The 11817-nt window shown below is 59.8% G+C and carries 10 protein-coding genes and 1 riboswitch; of the genes, 5 read left to right on the top strand and 5 right to left on the bottom strand.

Annotation, left to right across the window (positions count from 1 at the left end; genetic code table 11):
• Positions 1 to 40 precede the first annotated feature (40 nt).
• The 4 genes from V6R85_RS14420 to thiC are packed head-to-tail and all read right to left on the bottom strand — an operon-like array spanning position 41 to position 3813.
• On the bottom strand, positions 41 to 814 hold the full coding sequence (locus V6R85_RS14420) for a thiazole synthase (protein WP_087745046.1): 774 nt from the start codon (positions 812 to 814) through the stop codon (positions 41 to 43).
• 3 nt (positions 815 to 817) lie between these two features.
• Positions 818 to 1015, bottom strand: a complete 198-nt coding sequence (gene thiS, locus V6R85_RS14415) for a sulfur carrier protein ThiS (RefSeq protein WP_099085856.1) — start codon at positions 1013 to 1015, stop codon at positions 818 to 820.
• A complete protein-coding gene (thiO, locus tag V6R85_RS14410) occupies positions 984 to 1988 on the bottom strand; it encodes a glycine oxidase ThiO (RefSeq protein ID WP_087745050.1) in 1005 nt (334 codons plus the stop codon). The genes thiS and thiO overlap by 32 nt, the downstream gene beginning before the upstream one ends.
• A 1-nt stretch (position 1989) precedes the next feature.
• Positions 1990 to 3813 (bottom strand): phosphomethylpyrimidine synthase ThiC, encoded by a 1824-nt coding sequence (gene thiC / locus V6R85_RS14405; protein ID WP_111834673.1) that lies wholly within the window; start codon positions 3811 to 3813, stop codon positions 1990 to 1992.
• A gap of 95 nt (positions 3814 to 3908) precedes the next feature.
• Positions 3909 to 4020: riboswitch (TPP riboswitch) on the bottom strand.
• A 182-nt stretch (positions 4021 to 4202) separates the two neighbouring features.
• Here thiC and V6R85_RS14400 point away from each other — a divergent pair.
• The 5 genes from V6R85_RS14400 to V6R85_RS14380 are packed head-to-tail and all read left to right on the top strand — an operon-like array spanning position 4203 to position 9991.
• Positions 4203 to 4454, top strand: a complete 252-nt coding sequence (locus tag V6R85_RS14400; RefSeq protein ID WP_003504852.1) for an acyl carrier protein — start codon at positions 4203 to 4205, stop codon at positions 4452 to 4454.
• Positions 4454 to 5635, top strand: a complete 1182-nt coding sequence (locus V6R85_RS14395) for an acyl-CoA dehydrogenase family protein (protein ID WP_003504854.1) — start codon at positions 4454 to 4456, stop codon at positions 5633 to 5635. Before V6R85_RS14400 ends, V6R85_RS14395 begins: the two co-directional genes overlap by 1 nt.
• 4 nt (positions 5636 to 5639) lie before the next feature.
• Positions 5640 to 6548 (top strand): amino acid--[acyl-carrier-protein] ligase, encoded by a 909-nt coding sequence (locus tag V6R85_RS14390; RefSeq protein ID WP_087745052.1) that lies wholly within the window; start codon positions 5640 to 5642, stop codon positions 6546 to 6548.
• Between the two features lie 6 nt (positions 6549 to 6554).
• Positions 6555 to 7538 carry a DUF1839 family protein gene (locus tag V6R85_RS14385; RefSeq protein WP_060725442.1) on the top strand — a complete coding sequence of 328 codons (984 nt, stop codon included), beginning with the start codon at positions 6555 to 6557 and terminating at the stop codon, positions 7536 to 7538.
• Positions 7535 to 9991, top strand: a complete 2457-nt coding sequence (locus tag V6R85_RS14380; RefSeq protein ID WP_087745054.1) for a glycoside hydrolase family 2 protein — start codon at positions 7535 to 7537, stop codon at positions 9989 to 9991. The genes V6R85_RS14385 and V6R85_RS14380 overlap by 4 nt, the downstream gene beginning before the upstream one ends.
• Here V6R85_RS14380 and V6R85_RS14375 read toward each other — a convergent pair.
• On the bottom strand, positions 9959 to 11779 hold the full coding sequence (locus V6R85_RS14375; protein WP_162695554.1) for an alpha/beta fold hydrolase: 1821 nt from the start codon (positions 11777 to 11779) through the stop codon (positions 9959 to 9961). The two genes, V6R85_RS14380 and V6R85_RS14375, sit on opposite strands and share 33 nt — an antisense overlap.
• Positions 11780 to 11817: the final 38 nt, after the last annotated feature.

Genomic DNA, 11817 nt, shown 5'->3' with positions numbered 1-11817 from the left:
CGCAAAACGTGACGTGCCTGATGTCTACGACAAGCCGCGATCAGGAAAAAACAGCCGTGCCGATGACCGGCGTCGAGGGAACGGCCATGTCCCTCGGCTCCAGCGGCCTGGAGAGATATGCCTGATGGCCGGCCTCTATGGCGTGGGCGAAAGCCTCCGCCATGCCGACCGGATCCCCCGCGCCCGCAACCGCCGTGTTGAGCAGAACAGCATCGTAACCAAGCTCCATCACCGTGACCGCATGGGACGGGCGGCCGATACCGGCGTCAACAATCATCGGCACATCCGGAAAACGCGCCCGCATGGATTTCAGCGCCGTCAGATTGAGCGGCCCCATGGCGCTGCCGATTGGCGCGCACCAGGGCATCAGTACCCTGCAGCCTGCCTCCAGCAGCTTTTCGGCGACGACCAGATCGTCGGTCGTATAAGGAAAGACCTCGAAACCATCGTTACAGAGAATTTTCGCCGCTTCGACAAGCGCAAAGACATCGGGCTGCAACGTATCGTGATGACCGATGACCTCCAGCTTGATCCAGTTGGTGCGGAACACCTCGCGGGCCATCTTTGCCGTCAGCACCGCTTCCTTGACCGTATGGCACCCGGCCGTATTCGGCAGGATGTAGCGATCGAGCTCGCGGATAAGCTCGAAAAACTGACCGCCCTTCTTATTGCCGGCTGTTTCCCGGCGCAACGAAATCGTCAGAATATCCGTGTTGCTCGCCCGCACGGCATCGGCAAGCACGGCGGGGGACGGATACCGCGCCGTGCCGAGGAGAAGACGGGACGAGACTTCACGGCCATAAAGCGTCAGCATGTCTCAGCCTCCCTGCATCGGCGAGAGAATTTCGACACGGTCGAAAGCCTTCAGTTGATAGTCGGCGCGTTCTTCCGAATGCACCAGATCGCCATTGACCGCCGTTGCCAGCCACTCGCCTTCGTATTCGAGGCTGGCGAGCAGACCGGCCAGCGTCTCGGCGGCGAGATCAAGCTCGTTGCCATTTACCAGAAGTTTCATGATCCTGTTCCTTTTGAGAAAGAGTTTGGCAGACGATTTCAACCGCCTGACGCGCGATAGCCGGCGAGAGCAGAAAGCCATGCCGGTGTGCGCCGTTGATGAAAATGAGCCGGCCGTCTTGCGTGACTTTCGGCAGATTGTCGGGATAGGCGGGGCGCACGCCCGTGCCGGTCTCGATGATTTCCGCTTCCGCGAAAGCCGGATGCACCGCATAGGCGGCATTCAGGAATTCCATCATCGAACGGACAGAAATGTCGCCGGTATCCTCGGTCTCGATCATCGTCGCCCCCACCATGAAACGGCCGGGCTCGCGCGGCACGATGTAAAGCGGAATACGCGGATGCAGCAGCCGGACGGGACGGGACAAAGAAACTTCCGACGTGGAGAGATAGAGCATCTCTCCCCGCACGCCGCGAAGGTCGGAAATCTCTCCCACCGCAGCGGCGCCGGTGCAATCCACCACCCGGTCGAACGGTCGGTCATCCACCGGGATGCCCATGTGGAACCGCACACCCATGGTGCAAAGCCGCTCATGCAGCGATTTCAGTGCAAGGCGCGGATCGAGATGCCCCTCGCCCGGGAAATAAAGCCCGGAGCGAAACCGCCAGACAAGATCAGGCTCCAGAGCGGCGATCTCTCCCTCGTCCACCCAGCGATAGCCGCCGGTCCGCGATGCGAAACGCGAAAGCTCCGCTTTGTCGCGGGCGGGCGCGACAACCAGCGTGCCATGTCGGGCCACAAGGCCGGGGGTTGCCTCATCCCACCAGTCGAGCGCCGCCTGGCCGAGCGTCAGAACCGGCTCTTCCGCATTTTCACGCTCACACCAGGGCGCCAGCATGCCGCCCGCATACCAGGATGCGCCGCGAAAGGGTTCGGCATTGCGCTCGCAAACCTCGACGGTAACGCCGTTCCGCGCCAGTTCGAAGGCCGCCGTCAAACCGGCGACCCCCGTTCCCTTGACCAGAACGCGCATGCTATTCGGCATCCGCAGACGTCGCGAGCGGCATATAAAGCTCACCGCCTTCCTTGAAGCGCGCGGCCATGGCCTCCAGCCCCTCCTTCTGCGCTTCGGCGCGGATATCGTGGGAAATCCGCATCGAGCAGAATTTCGGCCCGCACATGGAGCAGAAATGCGCAACCTTGTGCGCCTCCTTCGGCAGGGTCTCATCATGGAAGGAACGCGCCGTATCCGGATCGAGCGACAGGTTGAACTGGTCTTCCCAGCGGAACTCGAACCTTGCGCGCGACAGCGCATCGTCCCGCACCTGTGCGGCCGGATGGCCCTTGGCGAGATCGGCCGCGTGCGCGGCGATCTTATAAGTGATGACGCCCACCTTCACATCGTTACGATCAGGCAGGCCGAGATGTTCCTTGGGCGTGACGTAGCAGAGCATGGCCGTGCCGAACCAGCCGATCATCGCAGCACCGATGCCCGAAGTGATATGGTCGTAACCGGGCGCAATATCGGTGGTGAGAGGTCCAAGCGTATAGAAGGGCGCCTCGCCGCAGGTCTTCAGCTGCTTGTCCATATTCTCCTTGATCTTGTGCATCGGCACATGGCCGGGGCCTTCGATCATCACCTGGCAATCCTTAGCCCAGGCGATCTGCGTCAGCTCGCCAAGCGTTTCCAGTTCCGCGAACTGCGCCGCGTCATTAGCGTCGGCAATCGAGCCGGGTCTAAGACCATCGCCCAGCGAGAAGGAAACGTCGTAAGCGCGGCAGATGTCGCAAATCTCGTCGAAATGCTCGTAGAGGAAACTTTCCTTGTGGTGATGCAGACACCACTTCGCCATGATCGATCCGCCGCGCGAGACGATGCCGGTGACGCGATTGACGGTGAGCGGGATGTAGTGCAGCCGGACGCCGGCATGGATGGTGAAGTAATCCACGCCCTGTTCCGCCTGTTCGATCAGCGTATCGCGATACACCTCCCAGTTGAGATCCTCGGCAATGCCGTTGACCTTCTCCAGCGCCTGATAAAGCGGCACCGTGCCGATCGGTACCGGCGAATTGCGGATGATCCATTCGCGGATATTGTGGATGTTGCGCCCTGTCGAAAGGTCCATGACGGTATCGGCGCCCCAGCGGATCGCCCAGACCATCTTCTCCACCTCTTCCGCCATGGAGGAGGTGACGGCGGAATTGCCGATATTGGCGTTGATCTTCACCAGAAAATTGCGGCCGATGATCATCGGTTCAAGTTCCGGATGGTTGATGTTGGCGGGAATGATGGCGCGGCCCGACGCCACTTCCTGACGGACGAATTCCGCCGTGACGTAATCAGGGATATGCGCGCCGAAACTCTCGCCGTCACGCGCGAGCTTCTCCTTCGCTGCCTCGCGCCCGAGATTTTCGCGAATGGCGATGAATTCCATTTCCGGCGTGACAATACCTGCCCGCGCATAGGCAAGCTGGGTCACGGCTTTACCTGCCGTGGCTCTGAGCGGCTGGTGGCGCACGGAAAATTCGGGCGTCAGCCGTTCGCCGGTGGCAAAGCCGTTATCCTCCGGCTTGACGTGCCGGCCATCATAAGCCTCGACATCGCCCCGCGCTACGACCCACTCGTGACGCAGACGCGGCAGACCCTTTTCAATCAGAACGGGATGGGTAGGGTCGGTATAGGGACCGGAGGAATCATAGACCGTCACCGGCGGTTCGCCCGCCGTCGGATGGACGGCGATCTCGCGCATCGGTACGCGGATATGCGGATGTAAAATGCCTGATTTGTGGATTTTCGTGGAGGCGGCATGCGGCCCGGTGGTGACGGAAAGCGGGATATTCTTGGCAGCGATATTCATCTTGAGGCTCCAAAGCTTAACAGTGGAGACCCAGTTCGAGCCGGAATGATGGAAAATACCGAAGTGCCGAAACACGGCGTCATGCGCCCGTCCGACATCAGGTCTTTGCACCGTCCCTACGCCAGTATGAACTGGATCAGGTTCAACGGGTCACTGCGCATGAAAGCAGAATCTCAGCCCCTTGACGGGACACCCCTGGTGAATGACCCCAGCAAAAAACACCATCAGGCATTTGTCAAGGCCGACGATCCATGCTTGGCAAAGGTGCGGGAATGGCGCATGCTGCCGTTAGTTGTAATTAACCTAACGGTTTAGGCGAATATTATCGTTTGCAACGTAACGATAAGCACAAACCATCCTGATGTGAAATTTATGGGAGATACGTCGGAATGAATGCGACTATACGTGAAATACTGGCCAAATTCGGCCAGCTTCCAACCCCCGTCGATACGATTGCAGATGAAGCCGATCTTTACGCGGCGGGGCTTTCTTCCTTCGCATCGGTGCAATTGATGCTCGGCATCGAAGAAGCATTCGATATCGAATTCCCGGACAATCTGCTGAACCGCAAGTCCTTTGCCAGCATCAAGGCCATTGAAGACACCGTTAAGCTCATTCTGGATGGTAAAGAGGCAGCCTGATGAACGTCACCGTAGCGCCGCAGGATGAAACGCTGTCCGCGCGCGCGGGCCGTGTCGCAGCAATTGCCGCCAAACACGCAGATGAGGTCGATGTTACCGGCCGCTTTCCGCAGGAAGCCGTTGATACACTCAGGCAGGAACGCCTGCTCGGCATTCAGGTCCCCGCTTCGCTCGGTGGCGAAGGTACTTCCCTGCACGAAATCGCCGATATCTGCGCCCGGCTCGGCCAGGCCTGTTCCGCAACCGCGATGATTTTCGCCATGCACCACATCAAGCTGTCCAGCCTTGTGGAACATGGCGAGGCGAGCGCATGGCATGCGGGCTTCATGAGCCGCGTCGCGGCGGAACAGCTGCTGCTCGGCTCGGCCACCACCGAAGGCGGCATCGGCGGCAATCTGCGCAACTCCATCTGCGCAATCGAGGTCGAAGGCGATTTCTGCCGGCTGGAAAAGGACGCCACCGTCATTTCCTATGGCAGCAATGCCGATGCGATCCTCATCACCTCGCGCACCCATAAGGATGCCGCGCCCGCCGATCAGGTGATGACGGTCTTTCTGAAAAACCAGTACACGCTCGAAAAAACCCATGTCTGGGATACGCTCGGCATGCGCGGTACCTGTTCGGATGGTTTCCTGTTTCGCGGCGAAGCGCCGGCGGCACAGATTTTCCCGAAGCCTTTCGCGGAAATCGCAGCGCAATCCATGCTTGCAAGCTCGCATCTCCTGTGGAGCGCCGTCTGGTATGGCATCGCGTCGGATGCCGTGCTGCGCGCGCAGTCTTTCGTCAGAGCCGCAGCGCGCAAGTCGCCCGGCACGGCTCCTCCCGGCGCGATCCGCCTTGCGGAGGTTTCCACCAAGCTGCAGGTGGTGAAATCCAACATCATCGCCGGCATCAAGGCTTACGAGGATACCAAGAGCGACCCGGAAAAACTGATGTCGATGGCCTTTGCCGTCGCGATGAACAATGTGAAGATCTGCTCTTCGGAAACCATTCTTGAAATCATTGACCACGCCATGCTGGTCTGCGGCATCATGGGCTACAAGAACGGCACGCCCTACAGCCTCGGCCGGCACCTTCGCGACGCGCATTCTGCCCGTCTGATGATTTCCAACGACCGCATTCTCGGCAATTCCGCCAATCTCCTGCTGGTTCACAAGCAGGACACCAGCCTCTTGGGATAAGACCATGGACATGCAAACATCGTTTCTCGATCGACTGTTCGAAGAAGGCCTGCTGATTGAAACGGGTGTGGACGGTCTTTATGGACGCAGCGGCCAGTTCGAGGACGTGATTGCCGCATTCGAGCGGCTGATCGACCGCACGGGCGGCGCTGATGGCGCCGAAGCGATCCGTTTTCCGCCCGGCATCAACCGCGCCTACTTCGAAAAGAGCGGTTACATGAAGAGCTTCCCGCAGCTCGCCGGCAGCGTCCACTCCTTCTGCGGCTGCGAACTCGACCATGTCAGCCTGCTGAAAACCATGGATGAGGGCGGTGACTGGACCAAGGACCAGAAAGCGACAGACATCGTGCTGACGCCGGCGGCCTGCTACCCGCTTTATCCGACGATTGCCAAGCGCGGCGCGCTACCTGCCGGCGGCGGTCTCTATGACATCCAGTCCTATTGCTTCCGCCATGAACCCTCCAAGGATCCGGCCCGCCAGCAGCTTTTCCGCATGCGCGAATATGTTTGCATGGGTACCGAGTCCGACGTCACCGAATTCCGCCAGACCTGGATGGATCGCGGCGTCGAGATGATGAAAGCAGTCGGGCTCGACGTCACCATCGATGTCGCCAACGATCCGTTCTTCGGCCGTGCCGGCAAGATGCTCGCCAACAACCAGCGCGACCAGAACCTGAAATTCGAACTGCTGATCCCGGTCACATCGACGACCAGCCCGACGGCCTGCATGAGCTTCAACTATCACCAGGATGCCTTCGGCCAGAAATGGGGTCTTAACCTCGACAATGGCGATGTCGCCCATACCGCCTGCGTTGGTTTCGGCCTTGAGCGCATCGCGCTCGCGCTGTTTGCGCATCATGGCCTCGACGTGAAGAAATGGCCTGCGAAGGTCGTGGAAACGCTCTGGGGCTGATCATTCATGCGGCAGATTTTTCCCGGTCTCGACCCCCAAAATTATGTGCAGCATCCGCTCCATTCCTCCGAGAGAATGTGGCCGGAAACGAATTGCTACATCGATTTGTGGATCGAGGTGCTGGCCTCGAAAGGCTTATCCCCGGAAGCCATGTTCGGTTTCACCCTGACACAGGATTTCGAAGGCGACCAGTTCACCTTCTTCAAGGTGCCGCTGGAAGATCTCGAAGCACTTTATGGCGTTCGCGCCACCGAACTTGCGATCTTCGACAGGGTGGAAAACCATATCGAGGCGCAGCTGGAACGCGGCCGCATCTGCCTGATCGAGATGGACAGCTTCTATATGCCCGATACCCATGGGGTGGGCTACCAGAAAGAACACGGCAAGACCACCATCGCCATCAACCGGCTCGACCTCGCGAAACGTGAACTCGACTATTTCCACAATGCCGGCTTCTTCCATCTTGCAGGCGAAGATTTTGACGGCCTGTTCCAGCATCATCTGGCGGAAACCGATCCGCCCTTCCTGCCCTATACGGAGTTTGCGAAATTCGCAGACGGCAATCCTTCGCCGACGCATATTCGCAAGACCGCCGAACGGCTCTTGAAGTTTCATTTTTCGCGCCGACCCTCCGCCAACCCGGTCAGGGCTTTCGCAAGCGTCTTTCCGGCACAGGTGGAAAAGGTTGCCGACAGGCCATTCGGTTTTTTCCACAAATATGCCTTCAACACGCTGCGTCAGCTCGGCGCCAATTTCGAGCTTTTGGCAAGCCATCTCGAGTGGCTGGACAGGAATGAATTCGCTGAAGCGAGGGATCACGCGCTGCGCATATCCGAAGTCGCCAAGACGGTACAGTTCCAGCTTGCCCGCGCCGTCACCCGGCGCAAGTTCGATGCGCTCGCGTCAGTACTCGATCCGGCGGCGGATGCATGGGATGACGTGATGGAAGCGCTTGCGGCCAAACTGTCTGATGCCAGCGAGGCAGCGTGAGGACCTATCTTCCGGGTGAAAGCGAGGAATTGCTGAGCGAAGGCTGGACGCTGACGCTGACGCCCGCCGATGCCTGCGAAACACCCTCCGATATTCCCGCATCGCTTGAAAGCCTTCACGTCTCCGTGCCCGGAACCGTGGCGCAGGCTCTGGAATCGGCCGAAAAGTTCGACCGCCTTGCTCCAGCGCCCCTCAATGACAGGGATGCCTGGTATCGGCTGACGATGATTTCCGATACGCGCGAACGCGCCACACTGCGCTTCGATGGTCTCTCCACCATTGCCGAAATCTTCTTCAACGGTGAGCTGATCGCCGCAAGCCAGAGCATGTTCGAAAGGCTGGAAGTGCCTGTCGAACTAACGGGCGCAGACGAACTTTCGATCTGCTTCCGGGCGCTTGCGCCGAGACTTGAAAAAACCGGGCCCCGCGCCCGCTGGCGGCCGCAAATGATGAATACGCAGGGCTTGCGGCTGATCCGCACCACTGCACTGGGTTACATGCCCGGATGGTGCCCGGAAATCCACGCCGCCGGCCCCTGGCGACCCATCAGCCTGATAAGGCAGGACGGAGTGCTCTGCACGCTCCGGTCTTCGCTGGACGGAGACGGAACGGGAACGGTCAGCATCGTGCTGCAAAGCAACCGCCCGATAAAATCGGCAAGGCTTGGCTGTGCCGGTTACAGCGCCGATCTTTCTCCGGACGAGGGCGGCAAGCTTTCCGGCGAATTGCGCATATCCGATGTCGAACAATGGTGGCCGCATACCCATGGCAGGCCGGCTCTGCATGAGGTCGTTCTCGAGCTGGACGGCACGCAACATCACCTTGGGCGCACGGGCTTCCGGCAAGTCGAGATCGATCACGGCGAAGACGGCAACGGTTTCGGCCTCAAGGTGAACGGTCAGCAGGTATTCTGCCGCGGCGCGGTATGGACGACGGCCGATATTGTGCGCCTGCCGGGAACGCGGCCGGACTATGAACCATGGCTTAGAAAAGCCGCTGAAGCGGGCATGAACATGATCCGCATCGGCGGCACCATGGCCTATGAGACGCCGGAATTCTTCGCGCTTTGCGACGAGCTTGGCATCATGGTCTGGCAGGATGCCATGCTCGCCAATTTCGATTACCCGGCAAAGGACGAGAGCCTGCGCCAGCATATCGTGACGGAAATCTCGCAGTTCCTGGAAGCGATCGCGCTTTCTCCATCGCTTGCCGTTTTCTGCGGCGGCAGTGAAATGTACCAGCAGGGCGCTATGCTCGGCCTGCCAGAGCAGATATGGAAGGGAACGCTTACCGAGGAAGTCCTGCCGGAACTCCTCGCCGAGAAGCGGCCAGATGCAGCCTATGTCGCCAATTCCCCTTCCGGCGGCGCATTGCCCTTCTTTCCCAACGTCGGGGTCGGCCATTATTACGGCGTGGGCGCCTATTGCCGCCCGCTGGAAGATGCGCGCCGCGCCAATCTGCGCTTTGCCGCCGAGTGCCTCGCCTTCGCCAATATTCCCGAACAGGAAACGCTGGACAGATATCTTCCCGGCGTCGCCGTGCACGATCCACGATGGAAAGCCCGCGCACCGCGCGATCGTGGCGCCTCCTGGGATTTCGAGGATGTTCGCGATCATTATCTGAAGCTGCTTTATGAGGTCGAACCGGATGTTCTGCGTCGCGAAGATGGCGGCCTTTATCTCGACATGTCCCGGGCCGCGACGGCCGAGGTCATGGAAGCGACTTTCGCCGAATGGCGGCGCAGCGGTTCCTCCTGTCAGGGCGCTATGGTCTGGACCCTGCAGGATCTCGTTCCCGGCGCAGGCTGGGGCATTATCGATGCGACCGGCAGGCCGAAATCCGTTTGGCATGCACTGAAAAGGGCGTTCCGTCCCATTCAGGTCGGCCTTTCAGATGAGGGCACGAACGGGCTGGATATCCATCTCATCAACGAGACCGGCGGCGGCTTTGAAGCCATGCTGGAACTGACCTGCCTGCGCGAAGGTGTGCAACCTGTCGTGCACGCCAAACGACCACTCACGCTTTTGCCGCGGCAGGGCCAGACGATTGCCGCAACAGATTTGTTCGGCGCTTTTTTCGATACGACCTATGCCTATCGTTTCGGCCCCCCGTCCCATGATGTAACGGTCGCCAGGCTTCGCGACGTTGCGACAGGACATGTCATCGCCGACGCGTTCCATTTCCCTCTCGGCCGTAAAAAGGCGCTGCATGCCGCGAACCTTCAGGTGGCGCTCAGCGAAACGAGCGGCAACTGGTCTCTTGAAATCGGCGCGGACCGGCTGGCGCAGTCTGTCCATGTCGAGGTGCAGGGTTACCACCCGGCAGAAAACTGGTTCCATCTCGGCCCTGGCGAGACCAGAAAAATCGGCCTTATGCCGGAGACTGCGATGACCGAAACCCCGCCTTCCGGAGAGGTCCTGTCACTGGGTTCCAGCCGGCGATTTTCCTTCTAGGGCAAGCCGCTTCACCGCATGAATGTACATCTTCCTGGCTTCAGGCGTTGAAAGATTGTGATCGGCATCAGGAATGATGGTCAGCGACACGTTCTGATAGGCTGATAGCCCTTCGCCATTGGCATCAAAATAATATTGGAAGTGCTCCAGACCATCATCGTTGTCGCTGTAGAGCAGATGGACGGCGGTATCATTCGCCTTCAATTTGTCGAACGCGCCATAAACGGCACGCCCTTCCTCGCTCCCCCTGCGGAACAGCCTCGCCGTTTTTGTCGAAAGCCTCTTGATCGTCGCCTTGACGATATTCAGTCCGGCACTTGCCACATCGACATCGCCGCTGATGAGACGCTTGAATGTCGCGCCCTGGCGAAAGCGCTGGCTGTATTCCCCGAAGGAACGCGGCCGTTTATGCAAGGCCTCATCCACCGAGCGGCCTTTGCGCCAATGGAAGACCACCGGATTGACCGCGACAACCGCACCGATCCGCTCATCGGCGATTGCGCCGTTGAAGGCGAGATAAGCGCCGCTGCACCGGCCCGCCGCAATGAAAGGCCCCTTGCCGCGCTTGCCGAGAAAATCGAGTGCGGCAGCCACGTCGTCATTCTGCGCGACATCGTAGAGAACCTGCTCAGGCACATTCTTGACCGGAGGGCTGTCGGCAATATTGGCCGCGTCGAAGCGAAGCGATGCCACACCCTCACGCGCCAATGCTCGGGCCATCTGAACGGAAAGCCTGCCCCAGCCCGCATGCCGGTCATAGGCAGCGCCAAGTAGAAGAACCGAAGAAACCACATCCCCATCATCTGGCCCGCAAAAAACGCCGAAAAGCCGTCCGCCATCTCCAAACTGCACCGGCTGCTCGACGAAACCGCGACCGCGCTGCGGAGCATTGAGGGTGAAATCCTCCAGAGGCATCGCCGCACTCTCGGCGTGGGTCTGAGAGAGAACCCAGTCGACCAGCCGATTGACCACATCGTCGGATATTTTCGAGAGCGTAGGACTGGAGACGAGATCGTCGTAACCTGAAAACTCCGCCTCCTCCACCTTAGCGCCGATCGTGGCTAGATGTTTGGCGAAATCGGCATCGGTCACGCGGCCCGGTCGGGAGAGAGCCAGAATGGTGCGCGCCGGAGCAGCCGCGAGATTGGAAAGATTGGTCTTCCTGATCGCATCCGCAACACCCGCAGGCATGGTCATGCCGGCAATCGATCCCGCTTCCATCATCCTCTGCGCGGGCCGAAGGCCTAAACCATCGTCGATCATCGACGACCACATCGCCAACTCACGCAGATAGGCGCGGCCGGAAACGACAGGCGCCAGAAACGCCATGGAACCCGCTTCGGCCACATCGGCAAACGCCTGTGCCGCTATCAGACAACCGAGGCCCTGAGCGACGACAACCACCTCAGTGCAGCCGGAAAGACGCTTCAGACAGTTGAGCGCTACGCGCACATCCGAAACCCAGTCCGCCGCGCGGCCCGCATCATCAGGGTCAAGCGCGTCACCCGCGCCGAGATAATCAAATCGAAGGCTAGCGACACCGCAGGCGGCCAGCCGCTCGGCCAGTACCCGTTGAAACTTGCGGCTGCAGAGCTCCTCCATGCCCCATGGGCTGACGAAAAGAACGGCATGGCCTTGCCTGACTTGCTTGTGCGCCGGATGGAAAATCCCGGTGAGCCCGTCAAAAGAAACCGGATGCGCAACCGCCCCATGCGAGGCAATGCCGGAAAGCGACAATGCATCAAGGGACGGATCGCTGCCTGCACGCTCTGAAATATCTGTCGCCATCGACCTTGCCATCATTGCGCCAGTGTCTGGCTCAACCC

This window comes from Agrobacterium sp. CCNWLW32 (assembly GCF_037083425.1).
GTDB lineage: Bacteria > Pseudomonadota > Alphaproteobacteria > Rhizobiales > Rhizobiaceae > Agrobacterium > Agrobacterium radiobacter.
Note: the sequence above shows the minus strand (reverse complement) of the source record. Positions and strands in the feature narration are given on the sequence as shown.